This window comes from Saccharopolyspora taberi (assembly GCF_039534165.1).
GTDB classification, from domain to species: Bacteria; Actinomycetota; Actinomycetes; order Mycobacteriales; family Pseudonocardiaceae; genus Saccharopolyspora_D; species Saccharopolyspora_D taberi.
In genome coordinates, this window is sequence record NZ_BAAAUX010000003.1 from 252503 (window position 1) to 271255 (window position 18753).

The 18753-nt window shown below is 73.6% G+C and carries 17 protein-coding genes; 9 read left to right on the forward strand and 8 right to left on the reverse strand.

What is annotated here, in order from left to right; translation table 11 throughout:
- Entirely contained in the window at nt 1-1053 is a 1053-nt protein-coding gene (locus ABD691_RS03935) for a saccharopine dehydrogenase family protein (RefSeq protein WP_344677969.1), read from the forward strand.
- On the opposite strand, the gene ABD691_RS03940 is transcribed toward ABD691_RS03935, so the two are convergent.
- Nucleotides 1034-1582 (reverse strand): VOC family protein, encoded by a 549-nt coding sequence (locus tag ABD691_RS03940; RefSeq protein ID WP_344677970.1) that lies wholly within the window; start codon nt 1580-1582, stop codon nt 1034-1036. The two genes, ABD691_RS03935 and ABD691_RS03940, sit on opposite strands and share 20 nt — an antisense overlap.
- Before the next feature lie 286 nt (nt 1583-1868).
- Between ABD691_RS03940 and ABD691_RS03945 the strand changes: the two genes are divergently transcribed.
- Both ABD691_RS03945 and ABD691_RS03950 read left to right on the forward strand, forming a co-directional pair.
- Nucleotides 1869-2030 carry a hypothetical protein gene (locus tag ABD691_RS03945; protein ID WP_344677971.1) on the forward strand — a complete coding sequence of 54 codons (162 nt, stop codon included), beginning with the start codon at nt 1869-1871 and terminating at the stop codon, nt 2028-2030.
- A 139-nt stretch (nt 2031-2169) separates the two neighbouring features.
- A complete protein-coding gene (locus tag ABD691_RS03950) occupies nt 2170-2658 on the forward strand; it encodes a GNAT family N-acetyltransferase (RefSeq protein ID WP_344677972.1) in 489 nt (162 codons plus the stop codon).
- Between the two features lie 10 nt (nt 2659-2668).
- Here ABD691_RS03950 and ABD691_RS03955 read toward each other — a convergent pair whose 3' ends face one another.
- The 4 genes from ABD691_RS03955 to ABD691_RS03970 are packed head-to-tail and all read right to left on the reverse strand — an operon-like array spanning nt 2669 to nt 10932.
- A complete protein-coding gene (locus tag ABD691_RS03955) occupies nt 2669-3922 on the reverse strand; it encodes a TIGR02679 family protein (protein WP_344677973.1) in 1254 nt (417 codons plus the stop codon).
- Nucleotides 3915-7997, reverse strand: coding sequence for a TIGR02680 family protein (locus ABD691_RS03960; protein ID WP_344677974.1), 4083 nt, complete (start codon nt 7995-7997; stop codon nt 3915-3917). The genes ABD691_RS03955 and ABD691_RS03960 overlap by 8 nt, the downstream gene beginning before the upstream one ends.
- Nucleotides 7994-9214, reverse strand: a complete 1221-nt coding sequence (locus ABD691_RS03965) for a TIGR02678 family protein (RefSeq protein WP_344677975.1) — start codon at nt 9212-9214, stop codon at nt 7994-7996. Before ABD691_RS03965 ends, ABD691_RS03960 begins: the two co-directional genes overlap by 4 nt.
- The gene (locus ABD691_RS03970; RefSeq protein ID WP_344677976.1) at nt 9211-10932 is read right to left on the reverse strand and encodes a TIGR02677 family protein; all 1722 of its coding nucleotides are present in this window, start codon (nt 10930-10932) and stop codon (nt 9211-9213) included. Before ABD691_RS03970 ends, ABD691_RS03965 begins: the two co-directional genes overlap by 4 nt.
- A 125-nt stretch (nt 10933-11057) precedes the next feature.
- Between ABD691_RS03970 and ABD691_RS03975 the strand changes: the two genes are divergently transcribed.
- The gene (locus tag ABD691_RS03975) at nt 11058-12011 is read left to right on the forward strand and encodes a cobalamin biosynthesis protein (RefSeq protein ID WP_344677977.1); all 954 of its coding nucleotides are present in this window, start codon (nt 11058-11060) and stop codon (nt 12009-12011) included.
- 364 nt (nt 12012-12375) lie between these two features.
- Here the strand turns inward: ABD691_RS03975 and ABD691_RS03980 are convergent, their stop codons facing one another.
- Genes ABD691_RS03980 through ABD691_RS03990 form a run of 3 tightly spaced genes read right to left on the reverse strand, consistent with a single transcriptional unit; the run spans nt 12376 to nt 14562 of the window.
- Nucleotides 12376-13203 (reverse strand): SURF1 family cytochrome oxidase biogenesis protein, encoded by an 828-nt coding sequence (locus tag ABD691_RS03980; RefSeq protein WP_344677978.1) that lies wholly within the window; start codon nt 13201-13203, stop codon nt 12376-12378.
- A 43-nt stretch (nt 13204-13246) separates the two neighbouring features.
- Nucleotides 13247-14074 (reverse strand): fructosamine kinase family protein, encoded by an 828-nt coding sequence (locus ABD691_RS03985; RefSeq protein ID WP_344677979.1) that lies wholly within the window; start codon nt 14072-14074, stop codon nt 13247-13249.
- Between the two features lie 29 nt (nt 14075-14103).
- Nucleotides 14104-14562 (reverse strand): low molecular weight protein-tyrosine-phosphatase, encoded by a 459-nt coding sequence (locus ABD691_RS03990; RefSeq protein WP_344677980.1) that lies wholly within the window; start codon nt 14560-14562, stop codon nt 14104-14106.
- An 84-nt stretch (nt 14563-14646) separates the two neighbouring features.
- On the opposite strand from ABD691_RS03990, the gene ABD691_RS03995 reads away from it, so the two are divergent.
- The 5 genes from ABD691_RS03995 to ABD691_RS04015 are packed head-to-tail and all read left to right on the forward strand — an operon-like array spanning nt 14647 to nt 18702.
- Nucleotides 14647-14907, forward strand: coding sequence for a hypothetical protein (locus ABD691_RS03995; protein WP_344677981.1), 261 nt, complete (start codon nt 14647-14649; stop codon nt 14905-14907).
- A gap of 36 nt (nt 14908-14943) precedes the next feature.
- Entirely contained in the window at nt 14944-16005 is a 1062-nt protein-coding gene (gene cobC / locus ABD691_RS04000) for an Rv2231c family histidinol phosphate aminotransferase CobC (RefSeq protein WP_344677983.1), read from the forward strand.
- Nucleotides 16002-16862: a Nif3-like dinuclear metal center hexameric protein gene (locus tag ABD691_RS04005; RefSeq protein WP_344677984.1), complete on the forward strand. Its 861-nt coding sequence runs from the start codon at nt 16002-16004 to the stop codon at nt 16860-16862. Before cobC ends, ABD691_RS04005 begins: the two co-directional genes overlap by 4 nt.
- Nucleotides 16859-17593 (forward strand): zinc ribbon domain-containing protein, encoded by a 735-nt coding sequence (locus ABD691_RS04010; protein WP_344677985.1) that lies wholly within the window; start codon nt 16859-16861, stop codon nt 17591-17593. The genes ABD691_RS04005 and ABD691_RS04010 overlap by 4 nt, the downstream gene beginning before the upstream one ends.
- On the forward strand, nt 17590-18702 hold the full coding sequence (locus ABD691_RS04015; RefSeq protein ID WP_344677986.1) for a bifunctional RNase H/acid phosphatase: 1113 nt from the start codon (nt 17590-17592) through the stop codon (nt 18700-18702). Before ABD691_RS04010 ends, ABD691_RS04015 begins: the two co-directional genes overlap by 4 nt.
- Nucleotides 18703-18753 lie beyond the last annotated feature (51 nt).

Consider the following 18753-nt stretch of genomic DNA (forward strand, 5'->3'; position numbering starts at 1 on the left):
ATGGGTTGGATGATCTACGGAGCGAACGGTTACACCGGTCGGCTCGTCGCCGAGCGGGCGATCGACCGCGGGGAACGACCGGTGCTCGCGGGCCGGGACGCGGAGCAGATCGCCGCGTTCGCCGCGCCGCGCGGGCTGGAGCACCGGACGTTCGACCTGCGCGATCCGGCTGCGGTCGACGCCGGGCTGCGGGGGATCGACATCGTGGCGCACTGCGCCGGTCCGTTCTCGTCGACCTCGGCGCCGATGGTCGACGCCTGCCTGCGCGCGGGCGTGCACTACGTCGACATCACCGGTGAGATCGACGTGTTCGAGTCCGTGTTCGCGCGGCACGAGGAAGCCTGCCGCGCCGGTGTCGTCCTCCTGCCCGGCGCGGGGTTCGACGTCGTGCCGACGGACTGCCTGGCGGCCATGGTCGCTGCCGCGCTGCCCGAGGCGACCCAGCTCGACCTCGCCTTCCAGGCGGGCGGTGGGATCAGCCGGGGAACGCTGAAGAGCGCGTTGGAGGGCGCCGCGGTCGGGGGCCGGGCCCGGATCGACGGCGAGATCCGGACCGTTCCGGTGGGGTGGCGCAGGCGGGAGATCCCGTTCCCGTCCGGTCCGCGACGGGCCACGTCGCTGCCTTGGGGCGATGTGAGCACGGCGTTCCGCAGCACCGGAATTCCCAACATCACGACCTTCGCGCACCTGCCCGGTCTCGATCACGCGGGCCAGCGCTGGTCCGGGCTGGGGCAGCGGCTGCTCGCCCTGGGGCCCGTGCAGTACGTGGGCAAGGCCGCCATCACCGCGCTGGTCAGCGGGCCTGGACCACGTCGCAGGGCGGCGAGCTGGAGCGAGATCTTCGCCGAGGCGACCGCGCCCGACGGGCGCACCAGGTCGGCGGCCCTGGTCACCCCGAACACCTACGACTTCACCGCCGACTCGGTGCTGCGCGTGATCAGCGGTCTCCAGACCGGCGAGGTCACCGCCGGGGCGCACACGCCGTCCACCGCGTTCGGCGCCGACTTCGTGCGCCGCCTGCACGGCACCAAGGTCATCGAGCCGGCTCGATGAGCAACCGCACCCGCCCGGCCGGACCGGTCGCGCTGCGCTGGAACTCCAGGAACGGGCCGGTGCGGAGGTGCACCCCGGCGAACTCCGGGGTGTCGTCGGCGATCGGCTGCCCGGTCCGCGACGACCACCACCGCGCCTGCTCCTGCGGATCGGCGCAGTCGGTCACGACGGCCGCGAGCGGGCCGGTGTCCTGATAGGTCTCGCGGGGTTCGAGCACGCAGAACTCGTTGCCTTCGATGTCGGTCATGACGACCCACGGCACGGCTTCGGTCTGGCCGATGTCGGCGAAGCCCGCGCCCGCGTTGAACAAGCGCTCGACCGTCTTCTGCTGGTCGTGGTGCGATTCGCTGCGCAGGTCCAGGTGCACGCCGTTCTTGCGCTCCTTCGGTGCCGCGGGTTCGGTGAAGCGCAGCACCAGACCGGGGCCCGCCGGGCGGACGGTGGTGGCTTCGACCGGCCGGCCCAGCGCCTTGGCCCACCACCTGGCGAGGGTCGCGGCGTCGCGTGCCGAGAACTCGACGATGACCATTCCATGAAACTACGAGCGGCCCGCGTCGCGCGCAGCTCCGCCGGACGTACGGCGGTCCTGAATGGACGACCGCCGCACCATCGCCGGTGGGCTCGCCGGTCCCGGTGGACTTGCCGGGAGACCCGCGGTTACCGCGCCAAGCGGCCGGTTGACTACACCGCGTTGACCAGTGCTGACCCATACGTGGCCGCGAATGCCGATCGGTCACGGGTTTCGGCGCGTTGCCGACACAGCGCGCTACTCGTGGGGCAGCATCGAGCAGGTCGGTCGAGGGAGGGACGGCACCGTGGACACCAAGAAGATCATCGGATTGGCCGCGATCGGCCTGGCGCTGTACTTCGTGATCGCCGATCCGGTCGGGTCGTCGAACGCGGTCGGCGCGGCGGGTGCGTGGTTGCAGGGGGTCGCGCAGTCGTTCGTGGCGTTCCTGCAAAACCTCTTCCGCTGAGGCAGAACCCCTGCGCTGAGGAAAACCGCTGCCGCTGAGGAAGACCGCTGGCGCAGGGGAAAACCGCTGCCGCAGGGAAAATCGCTGCCGCAGGGAAAATCGCTGGCGCCCGTCCGGTCCGCCGCCGATGCTGGGGCGCATGCTGATCCGGGACGCCGCCGAGCGGGACTGGGCCGCGATCTGGCCGTTCATGCGCCGCATCGTCGCCGCGGGCGAGACCTTCTCGTGGGACCGCGACATCGACGAGGCCGCGGCGAAGCAGCGCTGGTTCGCGGCACCGCCCGGTCGTACGTTCGTGGCGGTCGACGGCGACGGGACCGTGCTGGGCACCGCCGTGTCCGGCCCCAACCACGAAGGTCCCGCATCGCACGTGGCGACCGCGAGCTTCATGGTCGACCCGGACCACTTCGGACGCGGTGCCGGGAGGGCCCTCGGCAGCCACGTCCTCGACCAGGCCAAAGCGGACGGATTCCGGGCGATGCAGTTCAACGCCGTCGTCGAGACCAACGTCCGCGCGGTCGCGCTCTGGCAGTCGCTCGGCATGGAGGTCGTGGCCACGCTGCCCGAGGCTTTCCGGCACCCTTCGGAGGGCTACGTCGGGCTGCACGTGATGTACCGGCTGCTCTGAACCGCCGGCTTCAGCCGAGGCCGGCCCGCAGGTCCGCCAGCAGGGTCGGCAGCACCGCTTCTTCCTCCACCGCGCGACCGGTGTTCGCCATGAGCTCCGCCAGCGCCGGATCCCACGGCGTCGGCACCGGTTCGCCGACCAGCGAGGGCAGATCGATGCGGTCCCGGGCCGCCTCGTCCAGGGCTTGCCGGTAGTCGGCCGCCGACATCCGCCACGGCTCGGCGTGCTTCATCGCCGCACCGGCGATCCGCAGGCCGGGCCAGTCGAAGTCACCGTGGTAGCGCAGGCGGGCGCCGTTCGAGGCGAGGCGTCCCAACAAGGCCAGCGTGACCGTCGTCGGGTTGCCGGAGACGCAGACCAGCGGGTGCCGGATCTCTTCTTGCGCGGTCGCTTCCAGGATTCGCGGGTTCTCGCAGACCGCGATCGTCGTGCCGGGCTCGACGAGGCGTTCCGGGGCGGCGGCCAGATCCAGATGCATCAGGTGGGCGGGCAGGCCGAGTTCCGTCCGCTGCCGGACCGAGCGGGACCACGGGTCGTCGCCGACCAGCGGCAGCGCCCAGGTCAGCGCGGTCGCCGACACTCCGTCGAGGACGACTCCGCAGCGCTCCCACAGCTCCCTGCGTTCCCGCTCGTTGCCCGGCGCCGCGACCCCGCGCGCCAGAGCCGCCGCGCGCAGCACCACCCGGCTCAGCGGCATGCCGTTGTCGAGCTGGTGCGCACCGCCGACGCGAGCGGCGAGGTCCGCACGGGAATGCCAGACCTCCGGCTCTGCTTCCAGCGCCAGCCGCGCCAGAACCGAGGCCGCGCGGCGGGCGATGCCGGGGAGATCTTCGTCGGCGATCCGCCCGTACTGGTGAATCCAGCGGATCCACGCGTCCGTCCACCCGCCGCTGACCGACTGCTCCGCCAGCGCCGCGCGCACCGTCTCGGTGAGTCGCTCCCGCCGCGCGTTGCGTTCGGCAGACTCCGAGGTGCGACGGATGACCGGTCTGCCGTGCAGGATCTCCAGCACTTCCTCCAAGCTGAGGCGGAAGCGCGTTGCCCGGACTCGTTCGTCCAATGTGGTCAGCTTGATTCTTGTGCCGTGGCCCATCATCTTGCGGCCGACCAGCGAACCGACTGCGTCGCGCGTCTCGGCGTCGGGAAGCTCCAGCCGGAACGTGGCGTCCTGCCGGGGCGATTCCAACGTTTCCCGGGCCTTCTCCCATAGTCCGCGCAGAGGTTCGATGTCCCAGACTGCGCGCAGGTCATCCACGTCAGCCATCCGACCGCTCCAAACCGCTGCCGTCCCACGTGGTGTGGGTGCAGGCGATGCCGTGCCCGCTGCGGGGGCGCAGCACGTCGTAGATGTGCATCTTCGGGATCTTCGGCGACACGCCCCAGCCGCTGGGCCAGGTGATCATCCAGTCCATGTCCAGGTCCACCAGCAGCCCGAGCATCCGCGCGATCGTCGGGTCGTCGAGCCGCTCGAAGGCCTCGTCCAGCAGCACCAGCCGCAGCGGACCGCCGCCACCGGCCGACACGCTGACCGCGTCGTAGAACGCCGCCGCGGCGGCGAACAGCGTGACGTAGGAGATCAGCCGCGTCTCGCCCGACGACAGCTGCCGCAGCCTGCGCACCCGCGGCTTGCCCTCCGGGCCGGTGTCGCGGACCCGCACCGTGAAGGCGAACCAGGTCCGGTAGTCCAGCGCCCGGGACAGGATTTCGGCGTAGCCGCCCGAAGTGCTGTCGCGTTCGGACTCGATGAGGTCGGTGAACACCCGCCGCAGCAGGGCGTCCTGGTCGTCGCTGCGCTCGGCGAACGGGGTGCGGACCAGGTCGATGGTCTGCTTGATGTCGTCGCCCAGCGCCGCCGACGGCTGCCACTCCAGCTGGACGTGCACGCCCTGGCTGGAACGCGCGCCGTCGAGCACCTCGTTCATCCGCCTGCACAGGTCCTCGGCGACCGTGATCTGACCGCGCAGCCGCTCGGCGAGGTCGCGGATCAGGTAGTCGGCGAAGATCGACTGGTACCGCTCGTTGAGGTAGCCGCGCTGTTCGCCCAGCCGCTCGCTGACCCGCCGCGCCGCCTCGGCGACCGGCTGCGGCCCCTCCTCACCGGTGACGGTCACCGTGAGCAGCCCGTCCTGCTCGCCCGCGCTGATGTCGTAGTTGCCGCTCAGGGACTGCTGGAGGGTCTGGAACCGGTTGAGGACCGTGGTTTCCGCCGCGCCCTTGCGGTCGGACCCCGCGAGCAGCGCCGCCGCCTCGTCGAGGTCGTCCGGCACCTCGTCGCCGACCTCCGCCGCGGCCCACAGCCCCGGAATCCGCAGCGCCGCGCGGAACGCTTCCACGCCCGCGCTCGCGTCCTGCTCCCGCCCCGGCCGCTGCGCCTGCTTGTTCTCCAGTTGCGTCTCCAGCCGCGCCGCGGCTTCGCGCAGCGCGCTGATCCGCTCCCGCGCCTGCGGCAGCCGCTCGCGCAGCTCCGCGCGCTCGCGCTCCAGCCCGCCGACCTTGTCGGCGATCTGCTGCGCCTCGCCGCCGACGGCGGCGGTCAGCTCCGCCAGCCCGGCGGCCTGCTCCGCGTACTCGGCGCACCGGCGTTCCGCCTGCGACTCCGCCTCCATCCGGTCGGCGACCGCGGCGTCGTGGTGCCACGACACCTCCCGCAGGTCGGTGAGCGTCGGCAGGCAGCGCGCCTCGATCGCCTCGCGCAGCGCGTCGATGCCGCCGCGCGCGTCCGCCGCCGCGCGGTGCGCGGCTTCGAGCGCGCGGGTGTCGGGCGGCAGGTCGGCTTCGCCCGCCGACCGGACCAGCTCCGCGTGCCCGGCCTGCCAGCGCTGGTCGGCATGCTCGTGCTGCTCGCGCAGCTGGGCGGCCTGGCGCTCGGCGTCCTGCGCGGCTTCGACGGCGGTGGCGAGTTTGGCGTGCGCGGTGAGCAGATCGCTGTCGTCGGGGTAGGACTCCAGGTGCTGTTCCAGCTCCGCCGCGCGTTCGCTGGCGTCGCGGTGCTGCCGCTCGGCTTCGCCGATCTCCGCCCGCAGGGCCGCGAGCTCCTCTTCGAGTTCGGCGATCCGCCGGGAGCGGGCCGCTTCGCGGGCGCCCGCGCCGACGTACTCGGCGGCGTCCTTGCTCCAATTGCCCGCCAGCACGCCCGCGCGCCAGGAACCGTCGACCGACACCGACAGACCGTCGCGGCCGTCGGTGGCCACCGACGACAGCAGCGCCGCGATGTGCTCGTGCGGCACCGGGCAGTCGGATTCCGCCGCCGGGACAAGCAGATCCGCCAGCGTCGCGCCCTGCGCGGCCTGGTGCGGTTCGGCGAGCAGGTCGGCCAGCCCGACGACGCTGCCGTCCACCGTGACCCAGGCGTTGAGCAGTCCGCTGGCCTGCAACGCCGCTTCCAGCCCGGCGCGATCGTCGGCGGACAGCGGCGGCGCGAAGTCGACCAGCCGGTAGAACGGGCGGCCCTTGGCGTCGTCGCGGTCGGCGTCGGCCCAGCCAGGGCGGGCCGGGGTCTGCTCGTGCCCGGCGCGCAGGCCGGCGAGTTCGCCCTCGCGCACCCGGGACCGCTCGCGCAGGTCGGCGAGCTGCTGGTCGATGTCGGTGACCTGCTTGCGGGCCTCGCCGAGCTTCGGCCGCGCCCAGCGGCGGGCGGCTTCGCGCGCCTGGCGGGTGGCCGCCCGGTCGGCGACGAGGTCGTCCGCGCGGGGCGGCTCGGGGGAGTCCGCGGTGGAGCCCGGCCAGTCGGTGCTCCAGCGCTGCGCCCGCTCGACCCAGACCGCCGCGGCGTCCGAGAGCTGTTGCTGCGCCTGGTTGCGGCGGCCCGCCGCCTCGGTCGCGGTGAGCTGCGCTTGCCGCGCGAGGCGGTGGAGTTCGGCGACCTTGTCCTGCTCGCCGTCGAGTTCGATCGCCTGCTGGTGCAGGGCCAGCGTCAGCGCCGAACGCTGCTTCGCCACCGTGGCGGCGTTCTCGGCGCGGCCGACCGTCGCCCGCAGTGCCTCGGCGAGGGCGTCGGTGTCGATCTCCGGCGCGGAGTGGCGCTCGACCGCGGTCGGCTCGGCGTCCGGCTCCGGGGACGTGCGGACCTGGTCGGTCGAGGACAGCGCCTCGGCGGCCGGGATCGTCGGCGGGCGCGGGACGAGCCCGCCGTCCAGCCCGGCGGTCGTGAGCTGCTGGGTCGCGCGGTCCGCAGCCTGCGCTGCGGCCTCGGCGTCCCCGGTCAGCCGCCGCAGCATGCCCAGCACCGACTCGACGGAACGGCCTTCCTGCGCGCGGTGCTTGGCCGCGGTGTCCAGCGCGGTCACCGCCGCGGAGCGGGCGCTGTCCACCAGGCGCTCGCGGTCGCGCAGGTTCTGCAGCTCGTTGTAGGCGGGGTGCGAGCGCAGGGCGTCGATGCTCGACTCCAGCTCGCCCTCGCGCTGCTCCAGCTCGGTGACCTCGCGCTGCGCGGACTCCCGGTCGCCGAGCTTGCTCGCGACCTGCTTTTCCAGCTTCGCGAGCTCGTCGCGCAGCGAGCGCAGCCGTTCCTGCGCGGAGCGCATCGACTCGGCGCGGTCGCGCAGCGAGCCGAAGGCGTAGCCGGAGTAGGTCGTCAGGAACGCGCTGAGCGCCTTGTCCGCGCCGCTGAGCCGGACGATGTTCTCCCGGATCGACTCCAGGTCGTCGAAGGAGGTCGCCAGCCGCTCGATGAGCGCGTGGTCCAGCGGCGGCAGCGCGTCGGACAGGATCTGTTCGAGCTGACCCTCCAGCACCTTCAAGCCGACGTCGGGATTGCGCAGGGTCCGCTGCAGGTGCAGCAGATCGCCGTAGCGGGCGGCCGGAACGCCGTAGACGGTCGCGGCGATCTTGGCGCGGAACGCCTGGTCGTCGAGCACGCAGTCGGCGCCCAGCATCTCGCGCAGCTGCGCAGGCCCCACCGGCACGCGGTCCGCGCCGACCAGGTGCAGGTTCACACCGACCCGGCGGCCGGTGACGAACCGCCACGAGTCGCTGATCGACTGCGAGGTCTTCGACGCCTTCACGCCGATGCCGCAGGTCAGGAACTCCTCGCCGCCGCCGGGGGCCTCGCGGTGCAGCTCGATCCAGGCGTAGCCGATCCGGTTCGGGCCGCCCGGGTACTCGTCGAGCATCAGCCGCCGGATGCTGACGGTGTCGAAGCCCTTCGAGCCCAGCTGGCGCAGATCGCCGTCCAGGCACAGCGGCAGCAGCAGCTCCAGCGTCCGGGACTTGCCGGAACCGTTGGTGCCCTGGAAGATCGCCCGGCCACCGGAGAGGTCGAAGGTGTGCTCGGCGTACTGCCAGATGTTGACGATGCCGCCGCGGTGCAGCCGCCACCTGTTCGCGATGTCCGTGCTCACCGTCGGGATCCCTCTTCCATCTCGTCGAACAGCGACCAGCCCGGGGGCTCGGCAGCGGGGGGCTCGGGTTCCCGGCCGGGTGCCGGGGTGGCTGGGGTCGCGTCGGGTTGCGGCAGCCAGCGGTGCGCGGCCGGGCTGACCAGCCAGCCGTCGCCGTCCGCGCGCAGGATCCCGAGCCGGTGCAGCAGGGTGCGGACCGCGCGCACCAGCTCCTCGTGGTCCTCGGTGGCCTGTCGCGACCAGGCGGCGGGATAGGACTCGACCAGCTCGGCGCAGACCTCGCTGATGTCCTCCGCGGACACCGGGTGTCTGCCGTCGGTCTCGCGCGGCTCACCGCGGTCGAGCAGTTCCGGCAGCGCCAGCAGCGCGACTCGGGCGACCGTGCCGGGGCCGGGGAACGCGACGTCGGTGAGGTAGTCCTCGGGGTCGGTGACCACGACGCCCTCCGCCCTGGCCTCGGTGACCAGGCCGAAGAACCGCTCCATGAGCCGGGATTCCTCGGCCAGGTGCTTGAGCAGCCACCCGGCGTGCTCGTCGGGCAGGTCGCGGTAGAGCACCACCGGGTCCTCGACCAGCCTGCGGCGCACGGCGTGCTCGACGCTGCGCGGGCCCGCGCCCGCGGCCAGCGACACCAGCTCGTCCGGGCCATCGGCCTCGGCCAGCGGACCGGCGACGAGCTGGCCGAGCAGGTCGGTGTCGATGGTGATCAGGGCCTCGGCGGCGGAGTCGGTCGCCGACACCGTGCCCTCGGTTTCGGTGATGACGCCCAGCGAGACCAGGTGCCGCAGCGCCGCCGTGAGCGCCCGGCGGTCGGCCGGGTCGTCGACGATCGCGACCTCGGCTTCCACCGCCGCCGCCCGCACGTCGCTGACCAGCCGCGACAGCAGCACCTGCCGTCCGATGCCGGTCAGCGCCGCCAGCGTCAGCGCGAAGTAGGCGTAGCCGCGCGGGGAAAGCGAGGTCTCGCCGCGGGTGGCGTCCTCGCCGGGGCCCGCCTTGTACAGGCGGGCGAAGCGGCGCTCGACCACCAGCCGGTAGCCCAGCAGAGCCGAGAACAGGTCCTGGAGCACCGCGCGCTGGCGGTAGATCATCGGCAGCAGGTCGCCGTCGGGCGCGCCCGGGCGCAGCAGCGGGCGGCGCAGCAGCACGCGGGCGCAGCGCACGACGTTGGCGGCGTCGATGTCGGGCAGGTCCTCGAAGGTTCGGATCGTGGTCACCGGGCGGCTCCGCGGGCCGGTTCTGGGTCGGGGATCGCGCCGTCGCCGTGAACGTCGAGCACCGCGTCCCGCAGGGTCAGGGTGCCCGCCGCGCTGGTGATCTTGGTCCGGTGGCCGGGTTCCGGCCGGACGGTGACCCGCAGCCGGTGCACCGGGTCCAGCGCGGTGCCGGGCTCGTCGGCGCTGTCGCGCTGGGCCATCGCGAGCGTCAGCAGCTCGCACAGCACGCCGAGCGCGTCGGCGGACAGCTTCGTCTCGCCGACCCGCGCCGCCGCGAGTTCGGCGACCGCCGCGCTGCGCTTCTGGTCGGCCTCGCGGGCCTGCGCGAGCAGGGTTTCCTCGGTCATCGGGTCGTCGAGCACGCGCGAGGTGCGTCCGCGCGCACCGCGGTCGCCCCGGCTGCGCACGCTGACCGTCACGTCCAGCACCGGGCCGTCGCGCCAGGCCACGTCGTGGTTGTCGCTGTCGTAGTCCGGCGCGGGCAGCAGGTGCCGGGACGAGTGCAGGCCGAACGCCGCCGCGTACAGCTGGTGCGCCCGGGACTCGTCGGCGGCGTCGAACCAGCGCGCGAGCTTGAGCAGTTCGCCCCGGCGGCCCGGCACCAGCCCGCCGCCTGAGGTCGCGCGCTTGACGCTGGCCAGCAGCGATCCGATCGCCCGCGCGGTGGCTTCGCGCAGCGCGGCGACCTGGCTGGGGCGGCCGGGGGCGTCGATGAACCAGTCGGTCAGCTCCTGCCAGTCCGGCCCGGTTCGGCCGCGGGCGCGCTCGACGTCGGTGCCGAGCTGGTCGGCCGGACCGAGCAGCCGCAGCAGCTCGGCGCGGACCCCGGCGAGCCCGGCCAGCGCGGTCGCGATCGTGCCGGTGTGGCGCAGCACGTCCTCGACGACCATCTGGATGTACTCGACGAGCAGGTTGCGGAAACCGGAGATCTCGTCCGGCGCGAGGTGGTGGCGGGTGACGACCTGGCCCAGGTAGGCGTAGAAGTCGCGGACCGTCGCGGCGAGTTCGGCGTGCTGGAGGAACACCGTGGTCACCTGCTCGGCCAGCCGTTCCCTGGCCTTGCGGGTGGCCTTGGCCTCCGGTGCCCGGCGTTCGGCGAGCAGCACTTCCGAGAGCATCGAGGAGATCTCGCCCAGGCCGCGCTCGATGGCGGGCAGCAGCTCGCGCGAGACCTCCCGCGCGCCTTCGGGCACCCGCAGCAGCGCGTCCACGTCGCGCTGGACCCGGACCGCGAGCTTGCTGACCTGGTAGCGGACGCTGCCGTGCTGGAACTCGGCGATGCTGGCCGCGATCGTCTCCCGGCGGCCGACCACCAGGTTGCCCCACCGGACCAGCTGCTTGAGCCGGTCGATCGTGGTGTCCACATCGGACTCCCCGGGAGCCACCCGGCCCTCCCGCTCGGCGGCGGCCAGCGCGGCGGCGACCTCCCCGGCCGACAGGTCGGCCAGCAGCGTGGAGGTGAACAGCCGCATGATCGCCAGGTACGTGCGGTGTTCGGGTGCCTGGAGGTAGGCGAACAGCTGCAACCGCTGTTCGCCCTTGCGGGTGTGCTCGGGCGACTGCGCGGCGGAAGGCGCGGGAGCCGGGTCGGCGGAAGCAGCGCCGACCGGTTCTGGGCCGACGGGTGCTGGGCCGACGCGTTCGGTGCTGACGCGTTCTGGGGAGGCCTTGGCCACGCCGGCGCGCAGCACGTCGGCGTCGTGATCCGGGACAGTCACGGTCCGCCACGATAACCCGTGGTGCCGACACGTCCGGTCACCTGCCGGGTGGTCGCCGCCGGTCGGGGTGCCGGCGGTAGCGTTCTTCACGTTTTTGTCCGGCATTCGTGGGAGGGGGCGCGAACGTGGGAACGGGACGCGCGGTGGGACTGCTGCTGGGGGTCGCGGCGGACGCGGCGATCGGTGACCCGAAGCGCGGACACCCGGTGGCGGCGTTCGGACGGCTCGCGGGGGCGGCCGAACGGCTGCTGCACCAGGACCGCAAGTCCGCCGGGCTCGTCTACACCGGGCTGCTCGTCGGCGGCACCATTGGCCTCGGCGTCGTGGCCGAGCGGGTCTCGCGGCGCAGCCCCGTGCTGGAGGCCGCGCTGACCGGGGTGGCGACCTGGGCCGTGCTCGGCGGCGCGTCGCTGGCCGACGAAGGCACCGCGATGGCCGGGCTGCTCGACTCCGGCGAGATCGACGGCGCCCGGGACCGGCTGGGCAACCTCTGCGGCCGCGAGTCGGCCAACCTCGACGGCCAGGGACTGGCCCGCGCCACGGTCGAGTCGGTCGCCGAGAACACCTCCGACGCCGTGGTCGCGCCGCTGGTGTGGGGCGCGATCGCCGGGGTGCCCGGGCTGATCGGCTACCGCGCGGCCAACACCCTCGACGCGATGGTCGGCCACCGATCACCCCGCTACCGAAACTTCGGCTGGGCCTCGGCGCGCCTCGACGACGCGCTGAACCTGGCGCCCTCACGGCTCGCGGCGATGCTGACCTCGGCGTGCGCACCGGTCGTCGGCGGCTCGGCGAGCGGCGCATGGCGGACCTGGCGGCGAGACGCCTCGGCCCACCCGAGCCCGAACGCCGGCCAGATCGAGTCCGCGTTCGCGGGCGCGTTGCAGATCCGCCTCGGCGGGCGAACGGTCTACGGCCACACCGTCGAACAGCGGCCGGTGCTCGGCGAAGGCCGCACCGCCGACGCAGGCGACGTGACGCGCAGCGTCGAGCTGTCCCGGGTGATCGGCGTGGTCAGCGGCGTACTGGCCGCGGGCATCGCGCTGGTGCGCGGCCTGCGGCGCGAACGCCGCCGCTGAGAGTTCGGCGACGCCTCACCGGACAGTCCACTACGCGCCCAGCCAAAAGCCCCCACCTACAAGGGCGGGGTTTGGTTCTCATCCCGTCGACCTGGCGCCAGCCCGATCAGACCGTGTCAAGGGGGCACAAGCCCGAAAACCGCAGCGCCCAAGCGAAACGGCCCCCTTGACGCGGTCTGATAGCCCTCCGTGGAGGTCGACGGGATGCGAACCACCCCAACCGAACCGCAGCGGACAACCCCCACTCATCCCGGAGACCTGCCGGGGGCCCGGGGGCGGCGAGCGCCCCGGAACCACCCACGAAACCGCAGCCGAACCGCCAAAGCCCCAAAAGACCCCGAACCGGCAAAGCCGCTTCGGCCCCTCACCCCGCACCCCGAGCAGAAGCCTCCTCCCGCTCGCGGCGCTCCTCCTCGGCGACGGCCTCGGCCACGGACAGCTTCCGCCGCCCGGGCGCGGCCTCTTCCTTGGGCCGGAGCTCGGAGTAGATCAGGTACCCGATCGCCAGGATCGCCATCACGCCGAAGGAGATCCACTGCAACGCGTACGAGAAGTACGGCCCGGACTCCAGGCGGGGCAGCGGCAGCGTCCCGAGCCCGCCGGGCTGACCGTCGGCCAGCGCGAAGTAGCCCGGCCGCAGCGCCAGTCCGGTGCCGTCGCCGACCGTCCGGGCGTTGACCGCGTACACCCAGCGGTGGTTGTCGTGGGTGAAGGCAGGGCGGTTGTCGCTGTCGTGCTCGTCCGAGCGCACGCGGGCGACCAGGGTCTGGTCGCCGCTCGGCGCGGGCTCGTAGGCGGGGGCGCGGGTGCCGTCGACCGGCCGGACGAAACCGCGGTTCACCAGCAGCGTCGTGCCGTCGGCGAGCCGGAACGGGGTCAGCACCTCGAAGGCGGGTTCGCCGAGGACCGTGCGCTGCCAGGCCAGCGTCTCGGCCTCCGGGAGGTAGCGGCCGGTGACCCGCACCTGCGTCCACTCCGTCCGCTCGTCCGGCGCCTGCCCGGCGGGAAGCACCTCGGCCAGCGGCTTCGGCTCGGCCCGGAAGGACTCGGAGATGGCGTTGTTGCGCGCCTGGGCCTGCTCGTTGCGGCTGAACTGCCACGGGGCCAGCAGGGTGAAGCACAGCGAGGCGAAGACCACGACCAGCGCGATCAGGGCCAGCCAGCCCGGACGCAGCAGAAACTTCAGGCGCACCCCACCACCGTAACCCAGCCGCTCTGACCTGCGGTTTTCGGGATCATCCGCGGGCCGCGGCGACGGCCTGCACGGCGTAGCCGCGGCCGAACAGCACCGCGTGCACCAGCAGCGGGAACAGCTGGTGCAGCCCGATCCGGTCCTGCCAGCCCGCCGCCAGCGGGCTGACCTCCTGGTAGGCGGCCAGCACCCGCTCCAGGTGCGGGCAGCCGAACAGGTGCAGCATCGCCAGGTCGGTCTCCCGGTGACCGCCGTGCGCGGCGGGGTCGATCAGCCAGGCGCGGTCGGCCCAGTGCACGTTGCCGCTCCACAGGTCGCCGTGCAGGCGGGCCGGGGGTTCGGCGGGCACCTCGTCGAGCCGTTCGCAGCGGTCGGTGATGATCTTCGCCTCGGCCGTGCTCAGGTCTCCGGCATCGCGGGCGAGCCGGACGTAGGGCTCGACGCGGAGCCGCGCGTAGAACTCCGGCCAGGTGTCGGTGTGCTCGTTGCGCATCGGCGCGAGCCCGATCCACGCGTCGGCCGGTCCGCCTGGCGGGGGAGCGCCGAAGGCGGGCGCGCCCGCCGCGTGCAGCGCGGCCAGGCCGCGGCCGAGCTCGTCGGCGGCCCGCGGGCTCGGGCGTCCGGCGGTGATGTGGTCGGTGACCAGAACGCGGTCATCGTGCCCGTGGACGGCGGGAACCGGCACCGCACCGGCGTCGGCCAGCCACTCCAGCGACGCGGCCTCAGCCGCGACCGAGCTGGGTTCCGCGCTCTTGGCGAACACCGTCCTGCCGTCGTCGAGCTGCACGGCGCAGGCCGTGCCACCGAGCCGCCGGACGCGCGTGACCGCGCGGCCGGTGATCTCGCTCACCGCTTGTTCGACCTGACTCATCGCGCTCCCCTCGAAAAGGCAGATGAGTTCTACAGGCGTTCGCGGACCCAGTCGAGGAGCCCGGGCATCGCGGCCTCGACCATGGCGAGCACGTCCTCGAAACCCCGGTCACCGCCGTAGTAGGGGTCGGGAACCTCCGCCCGGTCGTCGGAGGCGGGGTCGAACGACCGCAGGAGAGCCACGCGGTCCGGGTCGCCGACGGCGTCGCGGGCGACCCGCAGGTGCCCGGCGTCCATGGCGAGAAGCAGGTCGGCTTCCAGGTGCTCGTCGGAGATCTGCCTCGCGGTGTGCTCGGTCGGGTAGCCGTGGTCGGCCAGCACCTTCGCGGTCCGCGGGTCGGCGGGCTCGCCGACGTGCCACGGACCGGTGCCCGCGCTGGTCACGGTCACCCGGTCGCCGAGCCCCGCGCGCCGCAGGTGCTCCTCGAACACCAGCGCGGCCATCGGCGATCGGCAGATGTTCCCGGTGCAGATGAAAGACAGATGCACGTCCTACTCCCTGAAGTGGCTGACCCGCCGACGGTACGTGGTGGCCGGCTGGCGAGGCCGGGTGGTCGGCGGCACGCTGGCGGCATGGAAGCCCGCAACGGCTTCGGCGTGACCTCGCTGGTGCTGGGCGTGGTCGGGGTGGTGTTCGCCTGCTTCCCCTACGTCGGGGTGATCGCGTGGCCGCTGGTGCTCGCCGGCCTGGTCTTCGGGGTGCTCGGGGTCGTGCGGGTGTGGAAGGGCGTCGCGACGAACCGGGCGACCGCGATCGGCGGGACCGCGCTCAACGTGCTCGGACTGCTGATCTGCGTCGGGCAGACCGTCCTGTTCGTCTCCGTCTACCGGTGACCCGCGCCCGCCGCACGGGCTCCTAGACTGCCTGGGATGACGAGCGGAGACGACCGGGAACTGCTGCGCCACCACGGCGATGTCGACGCCGAGCCGGGTCTGCTCGACTTCGCGGTGAACGTGCGCCTCGACCGCCCGCCCGAATGGCTGCGCGCCCGCCTGGCGGCGGCGCTGGACCGCCTCGGCCGCTACCCGTCGGCCGCCGAGGACCGCGCTGCGCGCGAGGCCGTCGCCGCCCGCCACCGCCGCTCCGCCGACGAGGTCCTGCTGCTCGGCGGCGCCGCCGAGGGCTTCTCGCTCCTGTCGTCGCTGCGCCCCCGGCTGGCCGCCCTGGTGCACCCGTCGTTCACCGAGCCCGAGCTGGCGCTGCGCGACGCCGGGGTCGACGTGGCCCGGGTGGTGCTCGACGCCGCCGACGGCTATCGCCTGCGCCCCGAGGCCGTTCCGGAGGACGCCGATCTGGTGGTGCTGGGCAACCCCACCAACCCCACGTCCGTGCTGCACCCGGCCGAGGTGGTCCGCGCGCTGGCGCGGCCGGGGCGGGTCGTGGCGGTCGACGAGGCGTTCGCCGACACCGTGCCCGGCGAGCCGGAGTCGCTGGCGTCCTGCCGCGAGCCCGGGCTGCTGGTCCTGCGCAGCCTGACCAAGATGTGGGGGCTGCCCGGGCTGCGGACCGGCTACGCGCTGGGCGAGCCGGAACTGCTGGCGCGGCTGGTCCGCAACCGTCCACATTGGCCGTTGGGCACGCTGGCGTTCGAGGCGGTGCTGGCCTGCTGCGAACCGTCCGCGCTGGCCGAGTCCGAGCAGGCGGCGCGGGAGTTCGACGAGCACCGGCAGGACCTCGTGCGCAGGCTCGCGGCGGTCGACGTCGAGATCGCGCTGCCCGCGAGCGCGCCGTTCCTGTTGCTGCGGGTGGACAACGGGGAGAAGGTGCGCGCCGCGCTGCGCGAGCGGGGCGTCGCGGTGCGCCGCGGGGACACCTTCCCCGGGCTCGGCCCGGACCACGTCCGGGTCGCGGTGCGCTCGCCCGAGCACAACGCGCTGCTGGTGGCGGCGCTGGAGGAAATCGTGGGAACTGATCGGGGGTCTGCGGCATGACGGTGCGGATTCGGGATGTCGTCGCGGCGCTGGAGGCGGCCTACCCGCCCGAGCTCGCCGAGAGCTGGGACGCGATCGGGCTGGTCTGCGGCGACCCGCAGGCGCCGGTGCAGCGCGTGCTGTTCTGCGTCGACCCGGTCGAGTCCACAGTGGACGAGGCGGCGGAGTGGGGCGCCCAGCTGCTGGTCTCGCACCACCCGCTGCTGCTGCGCGGCGTGCACGGCGTTCCGGCCGACGACCCCAAGGGGCGGCTGGTGCACCGGCTGATCCGCGCCGGGATCGGCCTGTACTGCGCGCACACCAACGCCGACAGCGCGCGGACCGGGGTCTCCGACGCGCTCGCCGAGGCGATCGGGCTCACCGTGACCGGACCGCTGAACCCGCACGCGGCGGGCGCGGACACCGGTCTCGGCCGCATCGGCGAACTGGCCGAGGCCGAACCGTTCGAGCGGTTCGTCGACCGGGTCGCGGCGGGGTTGCCGACCACGGCGTGGGGCGTGCGCGGCGCCGGTGATCCGCAGCGCCCGATCCGCCGCGTCGCGGTCTGCGGCGGGGCGGGCGACTCCTACCTCGCGGTGGCCGCCGAGGCCGGTGTCGACGCCTACGTCACCGCCGACCTGCGCCACCACCCGGCAGGCGAGCACGTCGCGCGCGGGGACGTCCCCGGCACCGAGGTGCCCGCTCTGGTCGACGTCGCGCACTGGGCGAGCGAGTGGCCGTGGTGCCAGCAGGCGGCCGACATCGTCGCCGCCGCGCTACCCGATACTGTCGAGGTTCTTGTCTCCACCCGCCGCACCGATCCGTGGACCACCCACGCCACCGGTGCGAACCGCGATCCAGGGAGGACGCTGGCGTGAAAGCCGACCCCGCCGTTCAGCGACGGCTGCTCGACCTCGCCGAGTGCGACGCCGAGCTCAACCGCGTGAACCACCGCAGGCGCTCGCTGCCCGAGCTGGCGGAGATCGGCGCTGCCGAGCGGGAGCTGCAGGCCAAGCGGGACGCGCTGGTCGCCGCGCAGACCGCGTTCGGCGACATCGACCGGGACGCGCGGCGGCTGGAGACCGAGATCGAGCAGGTCCGCAAGCGCGAGCAGCGCGACCGCACGCTGATGGACCAGGGCGGGTCCTCCAAGCAGCTGGAGGACCTCCAGCACGAGCTGCAGACCCTCGCCCGCAGGCAGGGCATCCTGGAGGACGAGCTGCTGGAGGTCATGGAGCGCCGGGAGGCGCTGGAGGCCGACGTGGAGCACGCGCGAGGTGAGGTCGCCGCGGCCGAGGCCGCCCTGGCCGACGCGCAGCACCGCAGGGACGAGGCGTTCGCCGATCTGGACACCAACGAGGCCCGGCGGCTCGCCGAGCGCGAGCTGATGGTCAAGGGGATCCCGGAGAACCTGGTCAGCCTCTACGACCGCATCCGCGAGCAGCGCGGCGTCGGTGCCGGGCCGTTGCAGGGCAACCGCTGTGGTGCGTGCCGGATCGAGCTGGACCGCTCGGCGTTGGCCGAGGTGCGCGACGCGGCGGCCGACGACGTGGTCCGCTGCGAGGAGTGCGGCGCGATCATGGTCCGGGTCAAGGAGAGCGGGCAGTGAGCCGGCGGGTGGTCGTCGAGGCCGACGGCGGGTCGCGCGGCAACCCGGGCCCGGCGGGGTGCGGCGCGGTGGTCCGCGACGCGGCCAGCGGCGAGGTGCTCGCCGAGCGTTCGGTCGGACTGGGCACCGCGACCAACAACGTCGCCGAGTACCGGGGGCTGATCGAGGGCCTGACCGCGGCGGCCGAGCTCGGGGCCGCCGTGGTCGACGTCCGGATGGACTCCAAGCTGGTCGTCGAGCAGATGTCGGGCCGCTGGAAGGTCAAGCACGCCAACCTCCAGGACCTCGCGGCCGAGGCCCGGCAGCTGCTCGGGCGCTTCGACGAGGTCCGCCTGGAGTGGATCCCGCGCGCCCGCAACGCCCACGCCGACCGGCTGGCCAACGCGGCGATGGACGAGCAGGAGGGGATCGAGCGGGAGGCGGTCGAGAAGGAACCGGGCGCGCGCATCCGGCCGGGCGGCTGGCTGGGCGCCACCGGATCGCCGACGAAGCTGCTGCTGCTCCGGCACGGGCAGACCGCCATGTCGGTGGACCGCCGCTACTCCGGCCGCGGTGACGTCGCGCTGACCGATCTCGGCATCCGCCAGGTCAGGGCGGCGGGGGAGCGGCTGGCCGCGATGGACGGGGTGGTCACCCCGGACGGCGCCGCGCCGGTGATCGCCTCGCCGCTGACCCGCACCCGTCAGACCGCGCAGGCGGTCGTGGACGCCACCGGCGGCGAGCTGCTGTTCCACGACGGCCTGCTGGAGACCGACTTCGGCGACTGGGAGGGCCTGACCTTCGCCGAGGCCGCCGAGCAGTACCCGCAGCTGCACCGCGAGTGGCTCGGCGACCCGACGGTCCGGCCGCCCGCAGGCGAGAGCCTGGACGCGGTGTTCCGGCGGGTCACCGCCGCCAGGGACGAGCTGGTGCGGAAGTACGCGGGCAGGACGGTGGTCGTGGTCAGCCACGTGACGCCGATCAAGGCGCTGCTGCGGCTGGGCCTGGACGTGGGCCCGTCGGTGTTCTACCGGATGCACCTGGACCTGGCTTCGCTGTCCATTGTGGAGTTCTACCCGGACGGCAACGCCTCCGTCCGGCTGGTCAACGACATCTCGCACTGGGGCTGACCGCGCACTGGCCCGATCTCGCACTGGGCCCGACCGCGTTGACACCGCCGC